Source organism: Streptomyces sp. Qhu_M48, from assembly GCF_051305195.1.
Taxonomy (GTDB): Bacteria; Actinomycetota; Actinomycetes; order Streptomycetales; family Streptomycetaceae; genus Streptomyces.
In genome coordinates, this window is the sequence record NZ_CP195432.1 from 7,676,734 (window position 1) to 7,702,920 (window position 26,187).

21 protein-coding genes, 3 tRNA genes and 1 other RNA gene are annotated in these 26,187 nt (G+C 72.2%); 16 read left to right on the top strand and 9 right to left on the bottom strand.

Annotation, left to right across the window (positions count from 1 at the left end; all coding sequences use genetic code 11):
- The first annotated feature begins 23 nt into the window (after positions 1 to 23).
- The 6 genes from ACRRSS_RS34600 to ACRRSS_RS34625 all read left to right on the top strand — a co-directional run bounded on the left by ACRRSS_RS34600 (position 24) and on the right by ACRRSS_RS34625 (position 4,176).
- A tRNA-Gly gene (locus ACRRSS_RS34600) sits at positions 24 to 96 on the top strand.
- Between the two features lie 190 nt (positions 97 to 286).
- Positions 287 to 1,204 (top strand): ABC transporter ATP-binding protein, encoded by a 918-nt coding sequence (locus ACRRSS_RS34605; protein WP_435974920.1) that lies wholly within the window; start codon positions 287 to 289, stop codon positions 1,202 to 1,204.
- Positions 1,201 to 1,992, top strand: coding sequence for an ABC transporter permease (locus ACRRSS_RS34610; protein ID WP_435974921.1), 792 nt, complete (start codon positions 1,201 to 1,203; stop codon positions 1,990 to 1,992). Before ACRRSS_RS34605 ends, ACRRSS_RS34610 begins: the two co-directional genes overlap by 4 nt.
- 35 nt (positions 1,993 to 2,027) lie before the next feature.
- Positions 2,028 to 3,338, top strand: a complete 1,311-nt coding sequence (locus tag ACRRSS_RS34615) for a sensor histidine kinase (protein WP_435974922.1) — start codon at positions 2,028 to 2,030, stop codon at positions 3,336 to 3,338.
- Positions 3,339 to 3,406: 68 nt separating this feature from the next.
- Positions 3,407 to 4,078, top strand: coding sequence for a response regulator (locus ACRRSS_RS34620; RefSeq protein WP_435975499.1), 672 nt, complete (start codon positions 3,407 to 3,409; stop codon positions 4,076 to 4,078).
- Between the two features lie 22 nt (positions 4,079 to 4,100).
- A tRNA-Gly gene (locus ACRRSS_RS34625) sits at positions 4,101 to 4,176 on the top strand.
- Positions 4,177 to 4,252: 76 nt separating this feature from the next.
- Here the strand turns inward: ACRRSS_RS34625 and ACRRSS_RS34630 are convergent.
- The 6 genes from ACRRSS_RS34630 to ffs form a co-directional block, all read right to left on the bottom strand.
- Positions 4,253 to 5,161, bottom strand: a complete 909-nt coding sequence (locus ACRRSS_RS34630; protein ID WP_435974923.1) for a phosphoribosylaminoimidazolesuccinocarboxamide synthase — start codon at positions 5,159 to 5,161, stop codon at positions 4,253 to 4,255.
- Between the two features lie 310 nt (positions 5,162 to 5,471).
- The gene (locus tag ACRRSS_RS34635) at positions 5,472 to 6,932 is read right to left on the bottom strand and encodes a N,N-dimethylformamidase beta subunit family domain-containing protein (RefSeq protein WP_435974924.1); all 1,461 of its coding nucleotides are present in this window, start codon (positions 6,930 to 6,932) and stop codon (positions 5,472 to 5,474) included.
- A gap of 216 nt (positions 6,933 to 7,148) precedes the next feature.
- Positions 7,149 to 9,137 carry a hypothetical protein gene (locus tag ACRRSS_RS34640; protein ID WP_435974925.1) on the bottom strand — a complete coding sequence of 663 codons (1,989 nt, stop codon included), beginning with the start codon at positions 9,135 to 9,137 and terminating at the stop codon, positions 7,149 to 7,151.
- 260 nt (positions 9,138 to 9,397) lie between these two features.
- Positions 9,398 to 10,648, bottom strand: a complete 1,251-nt coding sequence (gene purD / locus ACRRSS_RS34645; RefSeq protein WP_435974926.1) for a phosphoribosylamine--glycine ligase — start codon at positions 10,646 to 10,648, stop codon at positions 9,398 to 9,400.
- A 61-nt stretch (positions 10,649 to 10,709) separates the two neighbouring features.
- Positions 10,710 to 12,866 (bottom strand): DNA polymerase III subunit gamma and tau, encoded by a 2,157-nt coding sequence (locus tag ACRRSS_RS34650; RefSeq protein ID WP_435974927.1) that lies wholly within the window; start codon positions 12,864 to 12,866, stop codon positions 10,710 to 10,712.
- A gap of 398 nt (positions 12,867 to 13,264) precedes the next feature.
- Positions 13,265 to 13,363: signal recognition particle sRNA small type (gene ffs, locus ACRRSS_RS34655), an RNA gene on the bottom strand.
- A 117-nt stretch (positions 13,364 to 13,480) separates the two neighbouring features.
- On the opposite strand from ffs, the gene ACRRSS_RS34660 reads away from it, so the two are divergent.
- A tRNA-Ser gene (locus tag ACRRSS_RS34660) sits at positions 13,481 to 13,568 on the top strand.
- Between the two features lie 75 nt (positions 13,569 to 13,643).
- Here the strand turns inward: ACRRSS_RS34660 and ACRRSS_RS34665 are convergent.
- Positions 13,644 to 14,258: a hypothetical protein gene (locus ACRRSS_RS34665; protein ID WP_435974928.1), complete on the bottom strand. Its 615-nt coding sequence runs from the start codon at positions 14,256 to 14,258 to the stop codon at positions 13,644 to 13,646.
- A 689-nt stretch (positions 14,259 to 14,947) separates the two neighbouring features.
- On the opposite strand from ACRRSS_RS34665, the gene ACRRSS_RS34670 reads away from it, so the two are divergent.
- The 4 genes from ACRRSS_RS34670 to ACRRSS_RS34685 all read left to right on the top strand — a co-directional run bounded on the left by ACRRSS_RS34670 (position 14,948) and on the right by ACRRSS_RS34685 (position 18,682).
- Complete coding sequence (locus ACRRSS_RS34670; protein ID WP_435974929.1) at positions 14,948 to 15,394, top strand: hypothetical protein; 447 nt, start codon at positions 14,948 to 14,950, stop codon at positions 15,392 to 15,394.
- A 58-nt stretch (positions 15,395 to 15,452) separates the two neighbouring features.
- On the top strand, positions 15,453 to 16,127 hold the full coding sequence (locus ACRRSS_RS34675; RefSeq protein WP_435974930.1) for an ABC transporter ATP-binding protein: 675 nt from the start codon (positions 15,453 to 15,455) through the stop codon (positions 16,125 to 16,127).
- A complete protein-coding gene (locus ACRRSS_RS34680) occupies positions 16,124 to 18,376 on the top strand; it encodes an FtsX-like permease family protein (protein WP_435974931.1) in 2,253 nt (750 codons plus the stop codon). Before ACRRSS_RS34675 ends, ACRRSS_RS34680 begins: the two co-directional genes overlap by 4 nt.
- A gap of 87 nt (positions 18,377 to 18,463) precedes the next feature.
- On the top strand, positions 18,464 to 18,682 hold the full coding sequence (locus ACRRSS_RS34685; protein WP_435975500.1) for a DUF4287 domain-containing protein: 219 nt from the start codon (positions 18,464 to 18,466) through the stop codon (positions 18,680 to 18,682).
- Between the two features lie 9 nt (positions 18,683 to 18,691).
- On the opposite strand, the gene ACRRSS_RS34690 is transcribed toward ACRRSS_RS34685, so the two are convergent.
- Positions 18,692 to 19,903, bottom strand: coding sequence for an MDR family MFS transporter (locus tag ACRRSS_RS34690; RefSeq protein WP_435974932.1), 1,212 nt, complete (start codon positions 19,901 to 19,903; stop codon positions 18,692 to 18,694).
- Positions 19,904 to 20,040: 137 nt separating this feature from the next.
- On the opposite strand from ACRRSS_RS34690, the gene ACRRSS_RS34695 reads away from it, so the two are divergent.
- The 4 genes from ACRRSS_RS34695 (at position 20,041) to ACRRSS_RS34710 (ending at position 24,806) form a co-directional block, all read left to right on the top strand.
- Complete coding sequence (locus ACRRSS_RS34695) at positions 20,041 to 21,018, top strand: DUF5937 family protein (RefSeq protein ID WP_435974933.1); 978 nt, start codon at positions 20,041 to 20,043, stop codon at positions 21,016 to 21,018.
- 30 nt (positions 21,019 to 21,048) lie between these two features.
- Entirely contained in the window at positions 21,049 to 21,954 is a 906-nt protein-coding gene (locus ACRRSS_RS34700; protein ID WP_435974934.1) for an alpha/beta fold hydrolase, read from the top strand.
- 274 nt (positions 21,955 to 22,228) lie between these two features.
- Positions 22,229 to 23,287, top strand: a complete 1,059-nt coding sequence (locus ACRRSS_RS34705; protein WP_435974935.1) for an aldo/keto reductase — start codon at positions 22,229 to 22,231, stop codon at positions 23,285 to 23,287.
- Positions 23,288 to 23,606: 319 nt separating this feature from the next.
- Positions 23,607 to 24,806, top strand: a complete 1,200-nt coding sequence (locus tag ACRRSS_RS34710) for a winged helix DNA-binding domain-containing protein (protein ID WP_435974936.1) — start codon at positions 23,607 to 23,609, stop codon at positions 24,804 to 24,806.
- Between the two features lie 72 nt (positions 24,807 to 24,878).
- Here the strand turns inward: ACRRSS_RS34710 and ACRRSS_RS34715 are convergent, their stop codons facing one another.
- Entirely contained in the window at positions 24,879 to 25,508 is a 630-nt protein-coding gene (locus ACRRSS_RS34715; RefSeq protein WP_435974937.1) for a MarC family protein, read from the bottom strand.
- Between the two features lie 145 nt (positions 25,509 to 25,653).
- On the opposite strand from ACRRSS_RS34715, the gene ACRRSS_RS34720 reads away from it, so the two are divergent.
- Positions 25,654 to 26,070, top strand: coding sequence for a YciI family protein (locus tag ACRRSS_RS34720; protein ID WP_351904422.1), 417 nt, complete (start codon positions 25,654 to 25,656; stop codon positions 26,068 to 26,070).
- Positions 26,071 to 26,187 lie beyond the last annotated feature (117 nt).

A 26,187-nucleotide genomic window follows, 5' to 3' on the forward strand; every position in this document is an offset into this window, starting at 1 on the left:
AGTGAGAGCTGAGCGGCAGCAATGCGGACGTGGCTCAGTTGGTAGAGCATCACCTTGCCAAGGTGAGGGTCGCGAGTTCGAATCTCGTCGTCCGCTCAAGATAGAAGGCCCCGGTTCTCTGGAACCGGGGCCTTCGTCGTGTTTTCTTTCGGGACGGGTGGGCCGGCGGCCTGTCCCGACGGTCGAGCGGTTGGCCGGTCGGTGGTCGCCCCCCATGACATTTGTCAGAAGCGGGTGGTGACAGCGCGCACTGCCGGACGGCCCCCGCCGCCGGAAACCTGGACACATGACCAACGCGATCGAAGCGGAAGGCCTGCGCCGCGACTACTCGGGCGGCTTCGAGGCCGTCCGCGGCATCTCCTTCACCGTCCGGCGCGGCGAGATCTTCGCCCTGCTCGGCACCAACGGCGCCGGCAAGACCTCCACCGTCGAACTCCTCGAAGGACTCGCCGCCCCCAGCGGCGGGACCGCCCGGGTCCTCGGCCACGACCCGTACCGCGAACGGGCCGCCGTCCGCCCCCGTATCGGCGTGATGCTCCAGGAGGGCGGCTTCCCCACGGATCTCACCGTGGCCGAGACCGCGCGGATGTGGGCGGGCTGCACCAGCGGCGCCCGGCCCGCCGGCGAGGTCCTCGCCATCACCGGACTCACCGGCCGCGAACGGGTGCGGGTCAAGCAGCTCTCCGGCGGCGAACGCCGACGGCTCGACCTCGCCCTCGCGCTCCTCGGCCGCCCCGAGGTCCTCTTCCTCGACGAACCCACCACCGGCCTCGACGCCGAGGGCCGCCGCGACACCTGGGACCTCGTACGGGCGCTGCGGGACGGCGGCACCACCGTCCTCCTCACCACCCACTACCTGGAGGAGGCCGAAGCCCTCGCCGACCGGCTCGCGATCATGCACCGCGGCCGGATCGTCCGCTCCGGCACCCCGTCCGAGGTCACCGCCGCACGGCCCGCCCGCATCCGCTTCACCCTCGCCGACGGCGTCCCGGCCGGCCGCCTCCCCCTGCGCCTGCGGGCCGCCGAGGACAACGGCTGGGTCGAGATCCGTACCGAGGCCCTCCAGGAGGACCTCGCCGCACTCCTCGACTGGGCCCGGGACAACGGCGTACGGCTCGACGGGCTCGACGCCCGGTCCGCCTCCCTCGAAGAGGCCTTCCTCGACATCGCGGCACAGCACCCGGAAAAGGAGGAAGCCCGATGAGCTCCCTCGTCGACGCGCCCCGTCGCCTGCCGGCCCGCACCCGGCTCGTCGCCCTCGGCAGGGCCGAACTGACCCTGCTCGTCCGCAACCGCACGGCGCTCTTCGTCGCCGTCCTCGTGCCCCTCCTCATGGTCGGCGCGATCAGCACCTCGGTCCGGAACATCGACCTCGGCAAGGCGGGCACGACCATCGCCGAGGCCTCCGTCACCGGCGGCATCGGGATGGCCCTCCTGATGGTCGTCCACTCCAACCTCGTCTCCGCCTACGTCGCCCGCCGCGAGGGACTCGTCCTCAAGCGGCTGCGTACGGGAGAACCCACCGACCTGGAGATCCTGACCGGCATCGCCCTGCCGGCCGCCGCCCTCACCCTCGCCCAGGCCGCGCTCCTGACCCTCGGCGGCGTCACCGTCCTGCGCCTGCCCGCGCCCGCCCGGCCCGACCTGCTCCTCCTCGGCGTCCTCCTCGGCACCGTCCTGCTCACCGCCGTCGCCGCGGCCACCTCGGCCGTCACCCGCACCGTGGACAGCGCCCAGCTCACCACCATGCCGCTGTTCCTGATCTCCTCCGTCGGCTCCGGGCTCTTCGTCCCACTCTCCCTCCTCCCCGACCGCCTGGCCTCGATCTGCGAACTGCTGCCGCTGACGGGCGTCATGACCCTGGTACGGGCCGGGTGGTCCGGCGGCGTGGCGGCGGACGATCTGCTGGGCGCCCTGCTGACCGCGGTGGCCTGGACCGCGCTCTCGGTGTTTGCTGTCCAGCGGTGGTTCCGCTGGGAACCGCGACGCTGAGACGCGTGCTCGACGACCGAGGAGGGGCTTCGCCCGTGAAGAGCTGGAGAGGCCGCAGCGGCCTCGCCAAGGTGGACCTCTACACCCGCGCCACCGTGTACATGCTGCTGTGGTCCGCCGTGTTCGTCCTCGGGCTCCTGCTCCTGGTCAGGCCGATCCGGCACGAGGCACCGCTCCTCCTCGTCGTCGTCGCCCCCGTGCTCAACCTCGCCAACGGGCTCCTCTGCCACCGCTTCCTGAGCCGTGCCATGGACGCGTACCTCCGGCCCGGGACCGTGCTCCGGCCGCGCGAGGTGCTGCCCGCGGCGGCGGCCGGGACGGCCACCGCCGCCGCCGTCCTCCTCGAAGCGGCCACCGCCGACGTGACCGGGCTGCTGCCGGGGATGCTCGGGGCGGCGCTCGTCCCCTTCCTCGCCGGACACTGCCTGATCCTTCCCGCGCGGACCGTCGCCCTGCACCAGGGGCTCCTGATCGGGCTCCTCCTCTTCCTCGTCCCGCTCACCGGCCGGGACACGGCGCAGAGCGTCAGCACCGTGGTGACCGTGGCCTTCATCACCGGCTGGCTCGCCGTCACCGTCCGCCTCTCGCTCTGGGTGCTCGGCGTCGTCTTCGAGCTGCGCGAGGCACGCGACGTCCAGGCCCGGCTCGCGGTCGCCGAGGAGCGGCTCCGCTTCGGCCGCGACCTGCACGACATCCTCGGCCGGAACCTGTCCGTGATAGCGCTCAAGAGCGAGCTCGCCGTGCAGCTCGCCCGGCGCGAACGCCCGGAGGCCGTCGACCAGATGATCGAGGTGCAGCGCATCGCCCAGGAGTCCCAGCGAGAGGTACGGGACGTCGTACGCGGCTACCGCGAGGCCGACCTGCGGGTGGAGCTGGAGGGCGCGCGGAGCGTGCTCGACGCGGCCGGCATCGACTGCGCCGTCGACTCCGCCGGACCGTGGCTCGACCTGCCCGACGAGGTCCGGTCGGCGCTCGGCTGGGTGGTCCGGGAGACCACGACGAACGTACTGCGGCACGGGGACGCGCGGCGCTGCGCCATCGCCGTGCGCGAGGAAGGGGACTCGGTGCTGCTGACGGTGGAGAACGATGGCGTCCGGACGGGGGCGGACGCGGAGGGGGGTACGGAGGGAGGTGCGGGTGACGGCGGCGCCGGCGCCCGTATGGGTTCCGGGACCGGGCTCGTCGGGCTGCGGGAGCGGCTCGCGGCGGTCGGCGGGACGCTGGAGGCGGGGCCCGAGGACGGCGGTACCTTCCGGGTGACGGCCCGGATCCCCGTGGACCGCGTCCCCGGGGCCGGCACGACGGTGGTCCGGATTCCCCGTTCCGGGACGAGGGTGATCCGATGACCGCGCCCGTACCGCCGGGTGACGGGGAGCCGATGACTCCTCCCGTACCGCCGGGTGACGGGGAGCCGATGGCCGCTCCCGTACCGACCTCTCCCGTACCCCTCGCCGGCGGGGGCCCGGCTGCCTCGTCCGTACGCGTGCGCGTGCTGCTCGCCGACGACGAGCATCTGATCCGTGGCGCGCTCGCCGCGCTGCTCGGTCTCGAGGACGATCTCGTCGTCGTCGCCGAGGCCGCGACCGGACCCGAGGCGCTCGCCATGGCCCGTGCCCATCGCCCCGATGTCGCCGTGCTCGATCTGCAGATGCCGGGTGCCGACGGTGTGAGGGTCGCCACAACGCTGCGGGACGAACTGCCCGACTGCCGCACCATGATCGTGACCGGTCACGGCCGTCCCGGGCACCTCAAGCGGGCCCTCTCGGCCGGGGTCCGCGGCTTCGTGCCGAAGACGGTCAGCGCCCGGCGGCTCGCCGAGATCATCCGTACCGTTCATGCCGGAAACCGTTACGTGGACCCGGAGTTGGCGGCCGACGCCATCGCCGCCGGGGACTCCCCGCTGACCGCGCGGGAGGCCGAGGTACTCGAACTCTCCGCCGACGGGGCGCCCGTCACGGAGATCGCCCGGCGGGCCTCGCTCTCCCCCGGAACCGTCCGGAACTACCTCTCCTCGGCCGCCGCCAAACTCGGTGCGGAGAACCGGCACACGGCGGTCCGTCTCGCACAGGCGAAAGGTTGGGTATAGTTGGCTCCGCGCTACGGCGCATGCGGACGTGGCTCAGTTGGTAGAGCATCACCTTGCCAAGGTGAGGGTCGCGAGTTCGAATCTCGTCGTCCGCTCCATGAAGAAGCCCCCGGTCGAATCGACCGGGGGCTTTCTCGTTCCCCCGGCCCGAGGGGCCGGGGGACGGGACGGCGGCTAGAAGCTGTCGGACCAGGCGCCGCCGGTCAGCAGCTCGTACGCCTCCAGGTACTTGGCGCGCGTGGCGTCCACGATCTCCGGCGGGAGGGGCGGCGGCGGCTGCTCGCTCTTGCGGTCCCAGCCGGAGGCCGGGGAGGTCAGCCAGTCACGGACGAACTGCTTGTCGTACGAGGGCTGGGCGCGGCCCGGCTCCCACTGGGCGGCCGGCCAGAAGCGCGAGGAGTCCGGGGTGAGGACCTCGTCGGCGAGGACGAGCGTCTCCCCGTCGAAGCCGAACTCGAACTTGGTGTCGGCGAGGATGATCCCGCGGTCGCGGGCGATGTCCCGGGCCCGGGAGTACACGGCGAGGGTGGTCTGCCGCAGGAGCGCGGCCGTCTCGGCGCCGACCTGGCGCGCGACCACCTCGTACGAGACGTTCTCGTCGTGGTCGCCGACCGCGGCCTTGGTGGCCGGGGTGAAGATCGGGGCGGGCAGCTCCGATCCGTCGGTGAGTCCCTCGGGGAGCGCGAGGCCGCAGACCGTACGGGACTCGTCGTACTCGACCAGGCCGGAACCGGTGAGGTAGCCGCGGGCCACGCACTCGACCGGGACCATGTTCAGCGACTTGCAGATCAGGGTGCGACCGGCCCAGTCGGCGGGGGCGCCGGGCGGCAGCTCGGTCGAGAGCACGTGGTGGGGGACCAGGTCGGAGAGCCGGTCGAACCACCAGAGGGAGAGCTGGGTGAGGACCCGGCCCTTGTCGGGGATCTCGGTGGGCAGGACCCAGTCGTACGCGGACATGCGGTCGCTCGCCACCATCACGAGGTCACCGGCCTCGTTCCGGTACAGGTCGCGCACCTTGCCCGTGTGGAGATGGGTGAGGCCCGGGACCTGGACGGGCTCGGGCTTTTCTACGAATCCGGACACGGTTCCTCCGCGTAGGTTGATCCAGGAGCACTCCGATTCTCTCGCACCGGACGGGGTCCTCGGCGAGCGGGCCCGGTCAGCCCTGGTGAAACCTCCTGGCCGGGTCGGGCCGATGCTGTGGCCGGGGCCGGTGGCGGGGTTGGTGGCGGGTGGGGGGCCGGTGGCGGGCGCGGGGCACGTGGCGGGCGCGGGGCCGGTGTCGGGCGCGGGCCCGGTCCGGCGTGTGGCCGGACTCGGCCGGACTCGGTCAGACGTGGTCGTACCCACGCCTGGACCCGGTCGGAATCGTGGCTGGAGCCGTCCGAACCGGTCAGTCCCTCTTGCAGATCCGGTCGAGAAGGTTCGCCGTGGCGCGTTGGACCCGTGCGTCGACATGGCCCGGCCGGTCCAGCGCCGGCGACCACGCGAAGGTTCCGGAGGCGAAGACCCAGGCACCCGAGGGCGCCCGGTAGAGCGAGGTCTCCTGGTGGCGCAGCGCCCCGTCGCCGTCCCGGTAGGGGGAGTGCGCGAGCAGGATGCGGCCCTGGTGCTCGGGGAGCGCCGTCCGCGGGAAGTAGCGGTCGGCCTCGCCCGCGACCAGCCCGGGGAGCTCGTCGCCGTCGCCGGCCCCGGTGGCCTCCCAGAGCCAGTGCTCGGCGTTCCGTACGACCAGCGGGTGCGGTTCGGGCACCCGGCCCGCGTACTGGATGCCGAGGAGCTGCTGCTCGGGCCGGTCGACCTCGCGCCAGAGCGCGGGGCGGCCGGGGCCGCGCCGCTTGCGGCAGGTGAGCAGCCGGTCCGGCACCCCGGACGGCGAAGGACCCAGCTCCACCTGCCAGTACATGGTGTTGGCCGAGAGGAAGACGAGCGACGTGCCCTGGTCACGGGCGAGTTCGACGGTCTTGCGCATCGGCACCGACCAGTACTCGTCGTGGCCCGGGAAGACCAGGCCCCGGTAGCGGGCCGGGTCGACCCGGCCCGCGTGCAGGTCGCGCGTCTCCGCGTACGCCAGGTCGTAGCCGTAGCGCTCGGCCCAGCGGATGAAGTCGTAGGCGTGCCCGACGTGCAGCGGCAGCCCCGCGCCCGCGTACGGCCGGTCGAAGGAGACGGTGACGGCCGCGTCCCGCTCGCCGAGCAGCCGGCCCTCCTCGTCCCAGGCGTGGTAGAGGCTGGCGCCGGTGCGGCCGTCCTCCGGATAGAGGTTGTACGCCTGCCACGTCACGTCCGGGAGGACGAGCAGCAGATCGGCCGGGTGGTTGTCGCGGACCGTGAAGGGGATGTGCGAGCGGTAGCCGTCGGCGGTGGTGAGGACCGCGACGTACGCCCCGATCGACCAGTAGCTGGGCACCTGCAGCCGCCAGGACTGCCACCAGTGGTGGCAGGAGACCGTGCGGTCGGCGGTGAGCGGGGCCGGCTGGACGATCCCGGAGAGCCGCGGGCTCGTGGTGATCTTCGCGGCGCCGTCGCCGCTGTAGTGACCGATCCGGTAGACGTCGACCGAGAACTGCTGCGGCGGGTCCACCGTGACGTGGAAGTCGATCGACTCACCCGGCGCCACGGCGCCGTCGGACGCGAAGCCCTTGATCTGGCGCCGTACGTCGTCGGCCGTGCGCGGGCCGCCGCTGCCGCCCCGGGCCAGGATCTCGTCCGCGTACCAGGGGACCATCTGACCGGTGTCGTCGAAGTAGTTCTCGGAACCGCGCAGCCAGGGCAGCGGGCCCTGGCCGAAGGGATCCGTCACGGCGTGCGCGAGCGCGCCCGACTCCCACCGTCTGATCTGCTCCGCCCCCATGCTGCGCCCCTCCCTCGACTCCCCCGGGTCGGCCGGTCACTGCCGCGTTCGTGTCGCCGGTTCGTGTCTCTGGTCCGTGCCTCTGTCAGTGGCGGTCTCCAGCACATCACATAACGCACGCACTCCGTCACCGTTCGTCGTGTATTGGCGAGAGTGGAAGCCGGGCCTCCGGGAAGCCGGGCCGGGCGGGTGCCGTCGAAAGGCTCCCGAGGCGCCTCAGACCAGGCGTACGGGCTTCTCCGGGCGCACCCCGGTGCGGACCAGCCAGACCCGCAGCGGCTCCGGGTCACCGTCCTCGACGAGGGCGAGGACACGGGGACCGAGGTCCGCCGCCCGCTCGCCGCCGACGATCAGGGCCGGGCCGTCGAGCCAGTCGAGGCCGGGCACGGCCGCGGCCGTGTCCACGGCCGCGCAACAGACCATCGCGGTGACGTGGTCGGCGAGCAGATCCCGGCCGGAACGGGGCGGCTGGAGCGGGAACAGCGGCAGAGGCCCGTCGGGGCCGCTGACGACCGCGGGCGGTGGGGTGGCCGCCCGGTCGCCCTTCTCGGCGCTCCTGGCCGCCGCCTCGGCGCTCCTGGCGCCGGCGGCCACCCGCGCCTCCCGCGCGGCCTCCTCCCGCGCGAGGAGCGCGGTGAGGGCACCCGCGAGCGCCTCGGCGGCGGGATTCACGGGCTCGCCGTCCACGTCGTCGCCGTCCGGGAACTCGTCGGTCAGTTCGTCGGTGAGCTCGCTGATGACTTCGGTGGGGCGCGGGGGCTCTTCTGGGGTGGCCGATCCGGTGGACGTACCGGATCCCGTGAACGGACCGGACCCCGTGGACGGACCGGAGCGGACCGCCGTACCCGAGTCGACGTGGGCGGTTTGTGCCTCGGGGGTGGCCTCGTCGTGCTCCGGGTGTACGGCTCCGAGGGCCGGAACCGTCGACAGGTGGGCGATCACGCGGGTCAGGGTCGGGCCGTCGGAGACCACTCCACCGTCGCCGGCCCCGCCACCGGCCGTCGCCTCGGCCTCGTCGAGACCGTCGAGGACCTGGTGCAGGCGGGCGGCGTCGGTGCGCCACTTCCGGTCGACGACCTCCTCCGGGTACTGGCTCCACTCCACCGGGGACCAGTCGGGGCCCGCCTCGGCCGGGCCGCCGTGGAAGAGGCGGGCGGCGAGGAGCGAGGTGGCCTCGTCGACCGCGCCCGGCTCCTCCAGGAGGTCGCAGGCCGGGCGCTCGCCGAGGCGGGAGGAGAAGCCGTCCGCGAGCCGGTCTCGGCGGGAGAGTTCGGTGAGGGCGGAGACCACGCCCGCGTCGAGTTTGGCGGGCCAGCGGCCCATCCGCCAGGCGGGCAGCGCGACCCGGGTGAGGAGGCGGTCCCAGCCCGCGTAGGCCAGGCCGACCTGCTCCTGGGCGACGATCCGCACGCCGTAGTCCACGGCCTGGGCGCGCTCCGAGCCTGCGGCGGCGACCCCGCGCTCCATCTCGGCGGCGTGCCCGCGACAGGCGCGGAGCAGGACACGGGCGACCTGCCCGACGCCGTGCGCGCCGAGCCTGCGGAGCGGGTCGAGGCCGGCCGTCGTGGGCACGGCGACGGCGGCGTCCAGGCCTCGGACGAAGCGGCGGGCGGCGGCTATGTCGGGTTGCGCGGCGGGGCCCGTACCGGCGACGACGGGGGCGAGGACCGCCCGCAGCTCGCCGACGCGCATCCACCACAGAAAGGGCGAGCCTATGACCAGGACGGGAGCGCCCTCGCCGGCTCCGTCGCCCCCGGTGCGCAGCGCGCGGTGGGCCCGGTGGGTGCGGTCCTCCAGCCAGCTGTCGCAGTCCGGGGTCAGCGCTATCGCGGCGGGTGCCGGGACGTCGAGCCGGTCGGCCAGGTCCCGGACGAGCCGGTAGAGGTCGGGGGCGGCGGCCTCGGAGAGCTCCACCGTCGGTGTGGCGGCCGGGCGGGCCCGGGCGACGACGAGGGAGACGGCCGTGGCCGCGACGAGGACGAGAACCGCGAGCACGGTCACCACCCAGCGGGCCGCGTCCCAGCCGGAGCCGGTGAAGTGGCCGGTGACCCCGCCCGCGTACAGGACGACGGCCACGGCGGCGGGGAGGACCGCGAGGCCCAGCGCCCTGCCGCGGACCCTGAGGACCGCGAGGGCCCGGGAGCGCGCGGCGCGCGCTCCCCACTCCTCGCCGACAACGGAACCGGTACCGGACACGCCGTACATCACCCCCTCCTGCCCTCGTCGGGACTGCCTGTGGCGGTGTTGCTCACTCCCCCACTGTGGCACCCGGCACTGACACCGCAATGCCGGTGGGCCAAGTGCCGGAACGCCTCCGCCGCACCCTAGTTGGGGCTTGGGCGGACGTCATCCGGATGGCCGAGCCGTCACTCGATGGAATGGCTTTGGGTAAAGGTGATGGCGCTCGCGCGGCCGTACGGTTTCCCGTACGGCCGCGCGATTCACCAGGCAGGACTGCGGTGGGATCAGGCCTCGGAGGCCTTCCGCGCAATGTCCGTACGGTGCTGGGAACCGTCAAGGCGGATGCGGCCGACCGCCGCGTACGCGCGCTCGCGGGCCTGCGACAGGTCCGTTCCGGTCGCGGTGACCGAGAGGACACGGCCGCCCGCGCTCACGACCGCGTCGCCGTCCCGCCTGGTCCCGGCGTGCAGGACGTACGCGTGCGGGGCGTCCTGCTCCGCGATGTCGGCGAGACCCTCGATCGGGTCGCCGGTGCGCGGGGTCTCCGGGTAGTTGTGGGAGGCGACGACCACGGTGACGGCGGCGTCGTCACGCCAGTTGAGCGGCGGCTCGCTGTCGAGGGTGCCGTTGGCGGCGTTCAGCAGGACGCGCGCCAGCGGGGTGCGGAGCCGGGCCAGGACGACCTGGGTCTCGGGGTCGCCGAAGCGCGCGTTGAACTCGATGACCCGGACACCGCGGCCGGTGATCGCCAGGCCCGCGTACAGCAGCCCCGAGAACGGGGTGCCACGGCGGCGCAGTTCGTCGACCGTAGGCTGCAGGACGGTCGCGAGGACCTCCTCGACCAGCTTCGGGTCGGCCCAGGGCAGCGGCGAGTAGGCACCCATGCCACCGGTGTTCGGGCCCTCGTCGCCGTCGAGCGCGCGCTTGAAGTCCTGCGCGGGCTGGAGCGGGAGGACGGTGACGCCGTCGGTGATCGCGAAGAGGGAGACCTCGGGGCCGTCGAGGTACTCCTCGATGACCACCCGGTCGCACGCGAGCGCGTGCGCCCGTGCCTGGGCGAGGTCGTCGGTGACGACGACGCCCTTGCCGGCGGCGAGGCCGTCGTCCTTCACGACGTACGGAGCACCGAAGGCGTCCAGCGCCTCGTCGATCTCCTCCGGGGTCGTGCAGACGTAGCTACGGGCGGTGGGCACCCCGGCGCCGGCCATGACGTCCTTGGCGAACGCCTTGGAGCCTTCCAGCTGCGCCGCTTCCGCCGACGGGCCGAAGACGGGGATGCCGGCCGCGCGGACGGCGTCGGCGACCCCGGCGACGAGCGGAGCCTCCGGGCCGACGACGACCAGGCCGGCGCCGAGCTCGGTGGCGAGGCGCGCGACGGCGTCGCCGTCCAGCTGGTCGACGGGGTGCAGCTCGGCGACCTCCGCGATTCCGGCGTTGCCGGGCGCGCAGTGCAGAGCGGTGACGTCGGGATCGAGGGAGAGAGAGCGGCACAGGGCGTGTTCGCGGGCGCCGCCGCCGATGACGAGGACCTTCACGCCAGCCAGGGTAGCCCGCCGGTGGGGATGCCCCTTGTGTGGGCCACCGAGCGAGACGCCCCTACTCGTTCGTGTATTCCTCCACAACCGTGGCTCCGAGCTCGCGCACGATCAGGTCGTGCCCCGACAGGGCCGAGTCGACGAGGTCCGGGTCGTCCTCCTCCGGCACGTCGTCCTCGGGCGCCACGGGCTGCGGCGCGGGCGGCGTGTACGCGGGCGCGGGGGCCTGCGCCGGAGCGGAGGCCGACGCCTGCGGGAACGCCGGGGAGGACGGCGCCTGCGGCGGTGCGGGGGCCGACGGCGCGGCCTGCTGGAAGGACGGGGCGGGGGCGGCGGGGCGGCCGAAGCCTCCGGTTCCGCCCGAGCCGCCGAAGCCGGTGGCGGCGGGCGGCGGCGCGGAGCCGCCGGAGGGGTCGATGATCGCCTCGATCTTCCAGTTCACGTTGAACTGCTCGGCGAGGGCCTGCTTCAGGACGTCCTCGCTGCCGCTGCTGGCGAAGTTGTCGCGGGCCCCGGCGTTGAGGAAACCGAGCTGGAGGGTCGTGCCGTCGAAGCCCGCGACCTGCGCGTTCTGGCTGAGCAGGATCCAGGTGAAGCGGCGCCGGTTCTTGACGGCGTCGAGGATCTGCGGCCAGAGGTTCCGCACCTGGGCGGTGTCACCACCGCCGCCGGTGGCCGCCGGTGCCGGGGCGGCGGGCTGCGCCTGAGGCTGAACGGGGGCGGGGGCTTGGGCCGCCGGGGCGGACGCGCCGGGCCAGGCGCCGGGCGCGCCACCGCCGGGGGCGGCGGCACCCGGCCAGGCACCGGGCCGGGGGGCGGCGGGGGCGGATTCCCGCGGCTGAGCGGGGGCGGGCTCCGCCGGTGCCTGTACGCGGGTGGGCGCGGGCGGCGGCGGAGGCGGGGCCATCGGGGTGTGGGCGTCGGGCCCGGGGACGTACGCCAGAGGAGCCGCGGGAGGCCCGGGCGTGAAGACGGGCGCGGGCGCGGCGGCTCCGGGGGCTCCCGGGGCGAAGGCGGCGGGCGCGGGGGCTCCGGTTCCAAAGGCGGCGGGCGCGGCGGCGGCCCCACGTTCCAGGCGGTCCAGGCGGGCCTGGACGGAACGCTCGTCGTCGAAGGCGGCGGGCAGCAGCACACGCGCGCAGATCAGCTCCAGCTGGAGCCGGGGCGAGGTGGCACCCCGCATCTCGGTCAATCCGGTGTTGACGAGGTCGGCGGCGCGGCTGAGCTCGGCGGCACCGAACACGGACGCCTGCGCCTGCATGCGCTCGATCACGTCGACGGGGGCGTCGATGAGCCCCTTCTCGGCGGCGTCCGGCACGGCGGCCAGGATCACCAGGTCGCGCAGCCGCTCCAGGAGGTCGGCGACGAAGCGGCGCGGGTCGTTGCCGCCCTCGATGACCCGGTCGACGACCTCGAAGGCCGCGGCGCCGTCACCGGCAGCGAACGACTCCACGACCGAGTCGAGCAGCGACCCGTCCGTGTAGCCCAGCAGGGACGTGGCCATGGTGTACGTCACGCCGTCGGCGGCGGCTCCGGCGAGGAGCTGGTCCATGACGGACATCGAGTCACGCACGGAACCGGCGCCGGCCCGCACGACCAGCGGCAGCACCCCGTCCTCGACGGGGATGCCCTCGTGCCCGCAGACCTCGCCCAGGTACTCCCGCAGGGTGCCGGGAGGCACGAGCCGGAAGGGGTAGTGGTGGGTCCGGGAGCGGATCGTCCCGATGACCTTCTCGGGCTCGGTCGTGGCGAAGATGAACTTCAGATGCTCCGGGGGCTCCTCGACCACCTTCAGGAGGGCGTTGAAGCCCGCCGAGGTGACCATGTGGGCCTCGTCGATGATGTAGATCTTGTAGCGGCTGGAGGCGGGCCCGAAGAAGGCCTTCTCCCGCAGGTCACGGGCGTCGTCCACACCACCGTGCGAGGCGGCGTCGATCTCGATGACGTCGATCGACCCCGGCCCGTTCCGCGCGAGGTCCCGACAGGACTGGCACTCCCCGCACGGCGTCGGCGTCGGCCCCTGCTCGCAGTTCAGACACCGCGCCAGGATCCGCGCACTGGTCGTCTTGCCACAGCCCCGGGGCCCGCTGAACAGGTACGCGTGATTGACCCGGTTGTTCCGCAGGGCCTGCTGCAACGGGTCGGTGACATGCTCCTGCCCGATGACCTCGGCGAAGGACTCGGGACGATAGCGGCGGTAGAGCGCGAGAGACGACACATGTACGAGGTTATAGGCGCCCACCGACAACCCGGGAAAAACCGCCGGGGCGAGGGGGTGGGGCGGCGGGGACGGGCGCGGGGGGATGGCAGGGACGGGTGCCAGGAGTGACGGCGGGGGCGGGCGCCGGGAGTGACGGCGGGTACAGGTGCCAGGAGTGACGGCGAGGACGGGTGGGGGCGAATCCCCGACCGGGGCCCGCTCCGCCCCGGTACGCCCTGGCCGCCGGTTCGCGGTGATCACCGGCCCGTACCGATCCGCCTGGACGCCCGCCCGTACTGATCCGCCGTACTGATCCGCACGGATCACCGGCCGGCTCGTACTGACCCGCGTGATCGCGGGCGCGTACTGATCCGCCTCATCCGTCTCATCCGCCCGATCAACCTGATCCGGGCGGGAACGCAAGCGCCCCCCACGCACCTGCCAGAGCCGACCTACCCTTGCTGCCTTCCGGCCCTGGGGGAGTTCAGTCAGATAGCACCGCGTGAGGGGCTCCGCCCAGAGTACCCGATCCCAGCTCCCCCACGGTCCCCTCCCCCCACCTGGAACATCCCGCGGACCCCCTTCCGGATCGAGTTCGCGAGCACCCCCCGAGGTCATGTAATGTTCGGCGCGGAGGATTCGCCTAGAGGCCTAGGGCGCACGCTTGGAAAGCGTGTTGGGGGCAACCCCTCACGAGTTCGAATCTCGTATCCTCCGCCATTGCTCTCACCGGGCAATTCGTTGAAGGGCCCCACCGTTCGCGGTGGGGCCCTTCGGCGTTGCCGGAGGACCTGCCTAGACGGGGCAGGGCCGGTACTCGAGGCTGAGTTCGCGGTCGACGGCGTAACTGGTCCGCATCGACGCGTCGATCACCTGCTGCCAGGACCCGTACTTGACGTAGAGCTGGTCTGCGGGGGGGCCGAGCGGGTTGCCGTACTTGGCGATGTTCCGCTGCTCCAGAATCCGGACCTCCTCCCGGGTCATGCCGGCCCGGGTGATCTCCTTCGCCTGGTTCCTCATGTCGACCAGCTCTCGGGCGATCTCCTCGTCCGTGGCCCCCGCCTCGCGCATGGCGGCCTCCGTGCGGCGCATGTCCTCCAGGAGGCCGTGGTACCGCATCCGGGTCCGCTGGGCCTCGACCTTCTCGTCCATCGGCAGGACGCGGATCCGGCACACCACCGGGTCGGTGCTGGGACAGGGGTCGTCGGCGGACACGGGCCGGGCGAGCGGGGCCGTGATGACCGAACCGCAAGCCTCCACGGCGCCGGCCACTGAGGTTCCCACGGTACCCAGCAGCGCGACGGTGGCCGCGAACGGCACCAGGGCCCGCCTCAGCGACGCGGCGGAGAGGGATGGGGGAAGGGAGGTGCGGATGGGGGAAGGGAGGGAGGAGCGGAGGGAAGGACGCATGCGCGCATCCTTGGGGACGCCGTCACTCCGCTTCACGCAGGCGCACCGGTGATCACTCCTAAGAGGCGCCGAGCGGGGCGAGGGGGCGGGGGCGGGGGCGGGCGCGGGCAGCGGCACGGGCACGGGAGCAGGCGCGGATGGGGCGAGGCCGCGTCGGTAGCCGCCCGGGGCGGATCCGTAGGGGCGGGTGGAGGCGGCGGAGAAGGCGCGGACGTGACGGCGACGGCAAGCCCTCGCAGCGCGGGGAAGGTCCGCGACCAGGGCGCGCGCGGGTCGTCGACTAGACGACCACGTCGCCGGCGGAGACGGTCATGTCGCCGGTCGACATCCGGCTCAACCGCCTAGCTGCTCGCACTCGTCCGCCCGGGAGGCCACATCGTCTCGATCGCCACTCCCGTCCCGCCGGACCCTCAGCGGTCGGTGACGCCGCAGCACATGGTGACGCGCAACGACGTGACCCAACTGGCGGCGCTGGTAGCACTGGTGGACGAGGGCGCGGCGGTGGTGGACGTCAACGCGACGAGACGACTGGAGGAGATGGCGGAGGTCCACTAACTGAGCGAATACGGGGGCGTACGGGGGAAGGTGCTGCTGCTGCCGTGAGCGCCCCGTTCACTGGATCGGGGGGAGCTGAAGGGGAGGGACGTTACTGCGGTAACCGGTGTGTAGTGATACCGATACTTTCTGTGATGACCGGTGATCAGTCGCTCAACCAACAGGGGTTATCAGTGAGGAAGTTCGCTACGGCAGTGGTGGCTGCGGGGCTGTTCTTTGGGGGGATGGGGGTGGCGGTTGCGGAATCGGCGCACAAGTTGGTCATGGAAACGCCGGGCGTTTCATTCGTGGGCACGTATGCGTGGCAGCCCACGAGCAAGGTACCGAGCGGACTTCACGTGAAGGGAAAGCTGCGAGACGCAAGCCGGAACGACGGCCACAACGTCTACCTCCGCATCAAGATTGAGGGCTATGCGTGGGGCCACGTCAAGGGCGTCCAGAGGAAGAACGTCAAGGTCGACAAGGTCTTCTACGACGGCGCGGTTCTGAAGACCAAGAAGGTGCGGATGCACGCGTGCATCGACCGTGGATCCTTGCGGCCTGACTACTGCTCACCCGAGCGGCTGTTCTCGCGGGACTAGTTGTCGGTTCCGGGGAGCCGCCGACCGGCGGCTCCCCACACCCAGGGAGCGCACCACCATGGACGTCATCCTCCGCGCCGACGGCGTGGATCTTTTCTACGGCACCGAGCAGGCCGTCAGTAACGCGGATTTCACGCTCAAGCGCGGTGAAGTGGCCGCCATCATGGGGAGTAGCGGATCGGGAAAGTCGTCGCTGCTGTACTGCCTGGCGGGGGTGCTGCCCCCGAGCAACGGGACCGTGACGTTCGACGGACTGCGGCTCTCGGCCATCCCCGATGGGGAACTGAGCGCCCTGCGTCGTACCCGCCTCGGGTTCGTGTTCCAGTACGGGGAGCTGTTGCCGGAGCTGACCGTCGAGGAGAACGCAGCACTGCCCCTCCGCCTCGCCGGGATCAGTAAGACGCACGCCCACGCGATGGCCGGCCAGGTGCTGGGACGGCTCGGGATGGGCGATCTGTTGCGGCGCAGAACCTCGAAGCTGTCGGGGGGCCAGAGTCAGCGCGTTGCGGTTGCGCGGGCTCTGGTCCACCGGCCGGACGTGGTGTTCGCCGACGAACCGACCGGTGCGCTCGACAGCGCCAACGCGGCGGCCGTGCTGGAGGAGTTCCTCCAGCTGGCACGGAGGCAGAAAACGGCCGTGGTCATCGTCACCCACGATGCCGACGTCGCCGCGAGAGCCGATACTCAGTACACGATGTCCGACGGTGTTCTTGCCCAGAGGGTGTCGGTGTGAACACGTTCGTCCTCGGCATGCGCTTACTCTGGGGCAGCGGACGCCGGGGACAGGTCCGCTTTCTGTTGATGGCATTCGGATCGGCACTCGGGGTGGCGTGCCTTGCTGCCGTCCTTGCCATTCCAGCGATCCTCGCTGCTCATGACGCTCGCACGGCGGCCCGTGAGCCGAATCCAGGCAAAAGTAGCCATCTCTACCAAGAATTCAAGGATCCGTACGGGTCCCAACCGCTCCATCGCGTCTTCGTCGCTCGGCGAAGCCCGGGTTCCTCTCCCGTGCCGCCAGGCATCGAGAAGCTCCCCAGCGTCGGCGAGGCGATCGTTTCACCGAAACTCGGCGAGATCTTGGCCGCGAATCCGAAAACGGCTGGCCTGGTCCCCGGCCGCGTAACCGGCACCATCTCACCGGAGGGGCTGGGCGATGCCGATGATTTGTACGCCTATATCGGCACCACTCCAGCACACCTCACCGACGCGAAGGAACTAGGAAGTTTCGGCGCCAGCCGATCCTGGCGGCAGCTCGTCGACCCGGCGACGCTCAGCATTCTGCGCTTCGCACTTGGTTGCATTGTGCTGCTCCCCCTCGTCATCTTCCTCTCCGTCTGTGCACGACTCTCAGGAGAATCGCGCGCCCGGCGGCTAGCCGCCCTCCGCCTCGTCGGTCTCAGCGTGAAGGACACCCTGCGGGTCAATGCCGGGGAAAGCGTTGCCGCTGCCTCTGCTGGCTCCGTGCTCGGAATCGCGGGATACCTCGGGGTCAACGAGGTGATGGCGCGGGTCGGGCTGCCAGGGCTGCACTGGTATCCGGCGGATGGACGTCCCGATGGGACAGTCCTTGCCACTTGTCTGCTGGGATGCCCGGCACTCGCGTGGCTCGTAGGCCAATTCAGTGCTCGCCAGGCCGCCCTCTCGCCGATCAGTGTGCGACGAACTGGGGAACGCAATCCGCCGAAGAAGTTCGGAACCCTGCTGCTGGTCCCCGGGCTCGGAATCATCGTCGGTTACTGCGCCCTCAGCATCATGGGCAGGGACCCGTCCGGAGGGTCGGCCAGTTCCCTGCTGGTGCCTGGCGCCGTGCTCCTGACTGGTGCCGGGCTCGTATTCGGGTTGGCGCCGATCACCGCGTGGATCGCACGACGGCTGGCCGATGCGGCGAAGTCGCTGCCGATGGCGCTGGCGATGCGCCGTACTGAGATCGACCCCGGGCCCTCTTTGAGGGTAGTCACAGGGCTAGTTCTCCTTCTGTTCGGCGCCTCGCTGAGTCAGGGTGTGCTTGTCGAACTGGATCAGGTCAGTCGGCAAGCGATTCCCATTCAGGAGTACAGCATCAGCTTGAAGGAACTTTCACCTGCACAACGGCAAGCTCTCGCTGACGTACCAGGTGTGCGGACACGGGTTGTTTCGTACAGCTCTTGGGATCCGCTGGACGAAAGCACGGTTCCTCACGCCAACTTGGTGGCGGCCACTTGCACGCAACTCGCCGAATACACAGAACGATCCACAGGCTGCGTTGATGGCAAAATTATGCAGCTGCGGGATGACCGCACTACGTACGAGTACGACCCACAGGCGGGATCACGCCACTCCTTCATGTTGAAGAGCGGCCAGAATGCCACGTTCATCGTTCCTACCGAGCGAATTGACCTGCACCCCTGGGGCCTCTCCGTTTTCGGTTCGGGCGACCTCCTCGTACCGCCCACTCTGCTTCCTCCTGACCTCGCCGACTCCGCCGGCACCCTCACCCTCGTCAGCGACGCCGACCCCGCCACCGTTCGTTCCGTGCTCGACGGGATCGGGGCCGTGGCGCCCACCTCGTCCGTCGAGCCCGTCGGGATCGTCATCGACTCGCTCGCTCAGCTCACCGTGATCCGGAGTCTGCTGGTCGTCGGGATGGTGCTCGGGCTGGTCATCGGGGTGGCCGCGTTTGTCGTGTCCGTGGCCGATCGGGCCATGGAGCGGCGGGGGCAGGTGACCGCGCTCGCGCTGTTGGGGGCTCGGGCGGGGACGTTGCGGGTGGTGCAGGTGGTGCAGGTGCTGGTGCCGCTGGTCGTGGGGCTGGGGGCCGCGATCGTCACCGGGTGGCTTGCCGAGTCCAGCTATCTGATCACCGGGGGTGGGGCGGTGCACTGGGACTGGGACGGGTTGCCGTTGCTGTTCGCCTGTGCGCTCGGCGTGCTGTGCGCGGCCGCCCTCGCCTCCGTGCCGATGGTGCGGCGGCACATCGATCCCGAGCACATCCGGCGGGATTGATCCTGCGGTGGGCGATGAGTTTTCGGTGGGCAACGGGTCCACACTTCAGTTGCCCCGTTGCCCGCCCCAACCGCCCAGGAGATCACCGTGGCCGAGAACGTCGTCAAGGGTCCCGCCAGCTACTTCCCCTCCATCGAGAAGAAGTACGGGCGGCCGGTCTCCGAGTGGCAGGAGCTCATCCGCTCCTCGCCGCTCACCAAGCACATGGAGCTGGTCTCCTGGCTGAAGGCCGAGCACGGGCTGGGCCACGGGCACGCCAACGCGCTCGTGGCCCACACTCTCGCCGAGCGCACCGGCGGGAAGTAGGCCGCCGCGTCACGCCGCCAGTTCGTGGGCCGTGCGGGCGTCGACCCGCTTCGTCAGCGCCACCGTCGCCGCCGCCGTGGCCGTACCCGCCACCAGGGCCGTCCACCACAGGACCGTCGGGCCCAGCGTCGTGTAGGCCGTGACGCCCAGGGTGAGGGCCGCGAAGCGGGCCACGCCCCAGATCCAGCTGAAGGCTCCCTGATAGCGGCCCCTGGCGTGGGCCGGGGCCAGGTTGGCGACGACCCCCGCCGCGATGCCCGCGACCACGACCTCGCCCAGGGACCAGACGACCACGGACACCGCGTAGCCCGCGATCCCGTCGGCGAGGCCGGTGAGCGCGACGCCGACGGCGATCAGCGTGCTGCCGGCGCCCTGCACCGCCAGCTGCGGGAAGCGGGACAGCCACGCCGTCGTGAAGGGCTGCAGCGCCACCACCAGGATCGCGTTGACCGCCGCCATCGCCCCGTACACCGCAGGCGAGAGGCCGCTGTCGTGGATCGCGAGCGGCAGGGCGACCTCGGTGAGCGAGTACACGAAGAGCTGGATGCCGAGGAGCGGGAGCAGGACGATGGCCAGACGGTCGCGGAGGACCACTCCGTAGCCGATGCCTTCCTTCCCGTTCCCGGCCTGCTGCGGCGTCCGGTCGCGCTTCGGTTCCTTCAGGCGGACCGCGACGACCAGCGCGTACACGAGCATCGAGCCCGCGTCGACGGCGAAGAGCAGCCAGTAGCCGTGTGCCGCCAGGTAGCCGCCGAGGACGCCCGCGACGGCCGTGCCGATGTTCACTCCCCAGCCGAAGAGCGCGTACGCGCGCCGGCGCCGTTCGCTGTCCACGGCGTCGGCAAGGAGCGCCGACGCGGCCGGGGAGACCGTGCTGCCCGCCGCGCTGATCAGCAGCGCCGCCGCGGCCATCGTCCAGACGCCGGGGGCGAGGAAGAGCGCGCCCTGCGCGGCAGCCGTGCCGACCAGGCCGATGATCATCGTCGGACGGCGCCCGATGCGGTCGGCCAGGATGCCGCCCACGGCCGGTCCGAGGAGGTTGCCCGCGCCCAGGGCGCCGAGGACGTACGTGGTCTCGGCGCCGGTCACCCCTCGCGAGGCGAGGAAGAAGATCAGGAACGGGGTGACGAGGTAGCCGAGGCGGTTGACGATCGTTCCGGCGAAGATCGTCCATACGACGGGCGGGAGGTCACGGTAGGAGGAGGGCGTCAGTGAGGGCATGCGTGGAGACTGCGGGAACCGTCCCCGCGCCCTCCATTGATTAAGCTCAGGACGAATCCAAACAGGATCAGGAAGGATCCAATCAAGCTCAGGACGAATCTGATCCAGCCCCGCACACGCATCGAGGACGTGGAACCGTGGAATCCGGGCTCAGCTTCTCCGCCGCCGACCTCGCCCAGACCCGCTTCGCGGTCTCCCCCATGTGGGAGGTCGTCACCAGCTACCGGGTCCTCGCCGGGCGGACCGACTCCGCACCCCACCGACGCTGGGCCGCCCAGGTCCGGCCCCGGATCGCCCGGGCCGGGCTCGACCGCGGCCGGCTCGCGTCGCTCGTCCCCCCGCACGGCTACCTCGCCGACTTCCTCAACCCCACCCCCACCGGGCCCTTCCCCACCCTCGACACCGAACTCGACGCCATCCGCCGCACCCCCGACGCGCAGGTACGGAAAGACCTCGGCATGCTCGCCACGGAGGGCCCGCCCGACAGCTGGACACGGCTCCTCCACGACGATCCCCCGGCCGGCCTCCGCAAGGTCGCCGACGAGATCGAGACCTACTGGGAACTGGCCCTCGCCCCCTACTGGGCCCGGATCCAGCAGGTCCTGGAAGCCGATGTCTTCCATCGGGCCCGGCAGGTCGCCGAGCACGGTTCGGCCCGGGTCCTGAGCGAGCTCCACGAGACCGTGCGCTGGGACGACGGCACCCTGCGGCTCGTACGACGCCACTGCTCGCTCAGTCGCGACCAGGCCGGATCCGGGCTGCTGCTCGTTCCGTCCGTCTTCGCCTGGCCCCGGGTCCTCACCCGGTCCGTCCACCCCGATCCGCCCCAACTCGCCTATCCCGCACGAGGGTTCGGAGCCGTCTGGGAGCCCCGTACCACCGACGCCACCGAGGCCGTCGCCGCCGTCCTCGGGCGCTCCCGCACCCTCCTCCTCACCGAGCTCGACACCCCCGCCTCCACCACCCAACTCGCCGCCCAGTGCGGCCTGTCCGCCGCGGGCGTCTCGCAGCACCTCATCGCCCTGCGGAACGCCGGACTCGTCACCGCCCACCGCAGCGGCCGTTCCGTCCTCTACGCCCGTACCGCCGTCGCCGACCAGCTCCTCGCCCCGTAGCCGGCGCACCCCATGAGTGATCATGGGGAGATGACTTCCACCTCCTGTTCCCCCTGGTCGGAGCGGATCGTGATACGCGACGGCGTGCGGCTGGTCTGTCGCGACTGGGGCGGCTCCGGCACCAGCACCGGCACCGGCACCGGCACCGGCACCGACGTGCTCCTCCTCCACGGGCTCGCCGGGCACTCCGGCGAGTGGGACGCCACCGCCCGGCTGCTGCGGGACTCCGGCCACCGGGTCGTCGCTCTCGACCAGCGGGGACACGGCGGCAGCGAGCGGCACCCCGGGGACGTGTCGCGGGCCGCCTACGTCGCCGACGCCGTCGCCGTCATCGACGCCCTCGGCCTCCAACGGCCTGTACTCGTCGGGCAGTCGCTCGGCGGCAGCACCGCCCTTCTCACCGCCTCCGCCCACCCCGGACTCCCGCGCGCCCTCGTGCTCGTCGAAGCCGGGCCCGGCGGGGCGAACCCCGGCGTCCAGGAACAGATCGGGGGCTGGCTGCGGGCGTGGCCACTGCCGTTCCCCTCGCGGGAGGTGGCCGCCGCGTACCTGGGCGACGGCAAGCAGTCCGTGGGGGAGGGCTGGGCGGCCGGCCTCGAAGAGCGTGCCGACGGGCTGTGGCCCCGCTTCGACCCCGAGGTCATGGTGCGGTCCCTCGACGAGAGCGCCACCCGCGCCTTCTGGGACGAGTGGACCGCCGTCGCCTGCCCCACCCTCACCGTGCTCGGACAGGGCGAGCAGGGCGGCATCATCGGTGGCGAGGAGTACGCGGAGATGGTCCGGCTCCGGCCCGCGCTGAACGGCGCCAGCGTGCCCGGCGCCGGGCACGACCTGCACCTTGAGCGGCCCGCGATCCTGCACGGGCTGATCGTGGACTTCCTCCGGGAGGTCGTGGGGGCCGCTTCCCCCGGGCTCGGGGTGGCCTCCGCTCCCTGACGCCGGGTGCCCCTCCGCCTCCTCCTGCCTTGACGCCGGGAGGCCGTGGAGGTCGCCGCTCCCTGGCTCGGGGTGGCCCCACTCCCTGACGCCGGGTGCCCCTTCGTCTCCTCCTGCCTTGACGCCGGGGGGCCGTGGAGGTCGCCTCCCCCCGACGCGGGGTGGCCCCTCACTCCCTGACGCCGGGTGCCCCTTCGTCTCCTCTTGCCTCGACGCCTGGCGCCCCTCCGCCTCCTCTTGCCTTGGAGTGCACTCCACTTCCTAGAGTGCGCGCATGCGCTATCGGGTACTCGGCGGGACCGGGATCGAAGTCAGTACGTACTGCCTCGGCACGATGATGTTCGGAGCCGTCGGCAATCCGGACCACCAGGATTCCGTACGGATCATCCACGCCGCTCTCGATCGCGGAATCAACTTCGTGGACACCGCCGACATGTACTCGGCCGGCGAGTCCGAGGAGATCGTCGGCAAGGCGCTGCGCGACTCCCGCCGCCGCGAGGAGACCGTCCTCGCCACCAAGGTGTACTTCCCCTTCGGCGGCGAGGGCCCCAACCGGGGCGGTCTCTCCCGCCGTTGGATCACCCGGGCCGTCGAGAACAGCCTCAAGCGGCTCGGTACCGACTGGATCGACCTCTACCAGGTCCACCGGCCCGACCACCGCACGGACATCGAGGAGACCCTCGACGTCCTCGGGGACCTCGTCACGCAGGGGAAGATCCGGGCGTTCGGCTGCTCCACCTTCCCCGCCGAGGAGATCGTCGAGGCCCACGCCGTCGCCGAGCGGCGCGGGCTCCGCCGCTTCCGCTCCGAGCAGCCGCCGTACTCCCTGCTCGCGCGCGGCGTCGAGACGTCCGTCCTGCCCGTCGCCCAGCGGTACGGGATGGGCGTACTGACCTGGTCACCGCTCGCCTCCGGCTTCCTGACCGGCAGGTACCGCAAAGGGCGGGCGATCGACCTCACCAGCGGGCGGGCCGCGCTCACCCCTCACCGGTTCGACCCCGCCCTGCCCGGGAACGCCGCCAAGCTCGACGCCGTCGAGGAGTTCGTCGCGCTCGCGGACGAGATCGGCTGCTCCCTGCCCGAGCTCGCGATCGCCTTCGCCGCCGCTCACCCGGCGGTCACCTCGGTCATCATCGGCCCCCGGACCATGGAGCAGCTCGACGGCCTGCTGAAGGGCGCGCCCGTCCTGCTCACGGACGACGTCCTGGACCGGATCGACGCGATCGTGCCGCCCGGCACGAACCTCTACCAGGCGGACGGCGCCTGGCGTCCGCCCGTCCTGACCGATCCGGCACTGCGTCGGCGCCCGCTGGTCGAGCGGGCGGCTTCCTGACGCGGGACGCTCCGGAAATCGACCGGCCGTGAGGGGGCCGAGGCGCTCGTCCCGACCGTGCCGCCCGCCTCGGCCCCCCGCGTCACGCGGCGACCGGCGATCAGCGATCAGCGATCGGTGGGTGCGGCGGGGCGGCGCGTACACGGAGATCGACACCGGTCATGGCGTCCTCTTCGACAAGGGAGGACGGGGACGGGTTCGTGAGGACGGGGACGGGTTCGTGAGGACAGTGACGGGTTCGTGAGGACAGGGACGGGTTCGTGAGGACAGGGACGGATTCTCCCCGGCCCGGACCGTTCCCGAGGCCATGCTTGGACGCATGAGTGAGACGAGTACGAGGACGATCGGCGCCGCCGAACGCAGGGCCCGCGTCGGCGTACGGCACCGGCTGGCCGGGAGCGCCCGGGCGGGGTCGGCGGAGGAGGTCGCGGGCTCGCTCGTGGCGCTGCACGGCACCGATCCGGCGAGCGTGTTCCTCGCGGTGGGGGCGCGGCTGTCCGGAGGGGCGGGGAAGGCCGGGCCCGTCGCGGACGTCGAGCGGGCCCTGTACGAGGACCGGTCGATGGTCCGGATGCACGGCATGCGGCACACGGTCTTCGTGCTCCCCGCCGCCCTCGCCCCGGCCGTCCAGGCTTCGACGACACGGCCGGCCGCCGTCCGCGAACGCGCCACGCTCCTCCAGCACCTGGCGGCCGGCAGCTCCTTCGACGCGGAGTGGCTGGCGGAGACCGAGCGGCTCGTGCTCGCGGAGCTGGCGGTACGGGCCGAGGCGACGGGCAGCCAACTCGGCGCTGCCGTACCGGCGTTGAGGTCGACGTACGTGTACGGGAAGGGCACGCGCCAGGAAGGCGTGCAGTCGGTCGCGAGCCGGGTGCTGCGGGTGCTCGGTATGGAAGGGCGGATCGTACGGGGGAGGCCGCAGGGCGGGTGGACGTCGAGCCGGTTCCGCTGGGCGCCCGCCGACCCCCACCCGGTGCTCGATCCGGCGGAGGCGCGGGCGGAGCTGATCGGTCGCTGGCTGCGGGCCTGCGGGCCGGCGACCGAGGCGGATCTGAAGTGGTGGACCGGGTGGAAGGTCACGGACGTGCGCGGGGCGCTCGCCGCGGTCGGGGCCGTGCCGGTGACGCTCGACGAGGGGACCGGGTTCGTCCTGCCGGACGACCTCGACCCCGTACCGGAACCCGAGCCGTGGGCGGCGCTGCTGCCCGCGCTCGATCCGACGCCGATGGGCTGGCAGGGCCGTGACTGGTACCTGGACCCGGAGCACCGGCCGGCGCTGTACGACCGAAGCGGGAACATCGGGCCGACGGTGTGGTGGAACGGCCGGATCGTCGGCGGCTGGGCGCAGCGCCCCGACGGCGGGATCGCCCACCGGCTCCTGACGGACGTGGGCGCGGCGGCGGAACGGGCGATCGGGGCGGAGGCGGCGCGGCTGGCGGGGTGGGTGGGGGACGTACGGGTGACGCCCCGGTTCCGCACACCGCTGGAGCGCGAACTCGCCGCCTCGCCGTCCGAGTGACGCGGGCGGACCTCGCCGTACCGCGCGGCCCGTCAGTGGCGTGGTCGCACGGTACGGCGAGGTCCGGCCGGGTCAGTGGCGTTCGTACAGTCCCGGGACGCCCAGGTCGGCGAGGCCGTCGAGGATGAGGTCGACTCCGACGGCGGCGAGCAGCAGGCCGAGCAGGCGGCCGAGGAGCTCGATCGTGGCGTGGTGGGTGCGGCGCAGGACGCGGGCGAGGAGCAGGACGCAGATCAGGTCGAGGGCGATGACGGCCACGTACGCGCCGACGACCGTGGAGCGCCAGCTGAAGGAGTTCCGGGCCGCCGCCTCGATGAGCACGGCGGTCATCGCGAGCGGGCTCACGACGTACGGCATCAGCAGCTCCCGCACCCCGCTGACCAGGTCGGGGGCGTCCTGGCGGGTGGTGGGCGAGCCGAGGTGGAGGCCGAGGACGAGCCCGACGGCGTAGATGAAGAAGATGACGCCGCCCGCGATCTGGAGCGCGGGGGTGCTGATGTGGAAGACGTCGAGCAGCCACGGGGCGGTGATGCCGGTGAGGAGGCCGACGAGGACGGCCGCGCCGGAGGAGATGAGCGCGATGGTCCGCAGCTGGCGGGCCGGGTGGACCTGCGCGAGGCCGGCGAAGGCGAGGAGGACCTTCGGGGGGCCGACGACGGAGAAGAAGGTGATGAAGGCGGCGGAGAAGCTGAAGGCGTTCACACCGAGATCATGGTGCGGGCGGGTGATTTCTCCTGTTTTTCCGGCCGGGGCCCGTCGCGGTGTCGAGAACGGCCCGGCGGCTCCGACTCTCCTGCGAGAGGCAGTACCCGCAGGAGAGTCGGAAACGAGAAACGAGGAGGACGTCATGAAGTACCTGGTGATGGTGGAGGGCGCGCAGGCCGACTACGAGGCCATGGTGGGCCGCCCCAGCGAGGACAGTCCCGCCTGGAACAAGTCGGATCTCGAAGCGATGTTCGCGCACATGAACGCCATCAACGAGGAGCTGGCGGCCAACGGCGAGATGGTCGACGCCCAGGGCCTCGCCGCCCCGTCCACCGCCCGGTTCGTGACGGTGGACGGCGACGGCAGGCCGGTCGTCACCGACGGCCCGTACGCGGAGACGAAGGAGGTCATCGCCGGCTACTGGCTGCTCGACTGCGCCTCGCTGGAACGCGTCACGGAGATCGCCGCCCAGGTGGCCCGCTGCCCGCAGCCGGCCGGCGCCCCGGCGTACCCGGTGGTCATCCGCCCGGTCGACGAGACGGGCCCGACCCAGGACTGACGGCCGCGGACCTGCCCCGGGCAATCCGCAGAGGTCGCTCGGCGGGCGTGTCCACACGCCTGCCAGGCGGCCTTTTCGGGCCGTCGGTCGACACCGTTCGTCCAGGATTCACATTCC

Coding starts and splice junctions, on each gene's coding strand:
- ACRRSS_RS34605 (WP_435974920.1), top strand. CDS start 287: ATGACCAACGCGATCGAAGCGGAAGGCCTGCGCCGCGACTACTCGGGC.
- ACRRSS_RS34610 (WP_435974921.1), top strand. CDS start 1,201: ATGAGCTCCCTCGTCGACGCGCCCCGTCGCCTGCCGGCCCGCACCCGG.
- ACRRSS_RS34620 (WP_435975499.1), top strand. CDS start 3,407: ATGGCCGCTCCCGTACCGACCTCTCCCGTACCCCTCGCCGGCGGGGGC.
- ACRRSS_RS34635 (WP_435974924.1), bottom strand. CDS start 6,932: ATGGGGGCGGAGCAGATCAGACGGTGGGAGTCGGGCGCGCTCGCGCAC.
- ACRRSS_RS34640 (WP_435974925.1), bottom strand. CDS start 9,137: ATGTACGGCGTGTCCGGTACCGGTTCCGTTGTCGGCGAGGAGTGGGGA.
- ACRRSS_RS34665 (WP_435974928.1), bottom strand. CDS start 14,258: ATGCGTCCTTCCCTCCGCTCCTCCCTCCCTTCCCCCATCCGCACCTCC.
- ACRRSS_RS34670 (WP_435974929.1), top strand. CDS start 14,948: ATGACCGGTGATCAGTCGCTCAACCAACAGGGGTTATCAGTGAGGAAG.
- ACRRSS_RS34675 (WP_435974930.1), top strand. CDS start 15,453: ATGGACGTCATCCTCCGCGCCGACGGCGTGGATCTTTTCTACGGCACC.
- ACRRSS_RS34690 (WP_435974932.1), bottom strand. CDS start 19,903: ATGCCCTCACTGACGCCCTCCTCCTACCGTGACCTCCCGCCCGTCGTA.
- ACRRSS_RS34700 (WP_435974934.1), top strand. CDS start 21,049: ATGACTTCCACCTCCTGTTCCCCCTGGTCGGAGCGGATCGTGATACGC.
- ACRRSS_RS34705 (WP_435974935.1), top strand. CDS start 22,229: ATGCGCTATCGGGTACTCGGCGGGACCGGGATCGAAGTCAGTACGTAC.
- ACRRSS_RS34710 (WP_435974936.1), top strand. CDS start 23,607: ATGAGTGAGACGAGTACGAGGACGATCGGCGCCGCCGAACGCAGGGCC.
- ACRRSS_RS34720 (WP_351904422.1), top strand. CDS start 25,654: ATGAAGTACCTGGTGATGGTGGAGGGCGCGCAGGCCGACTACGAGGCC.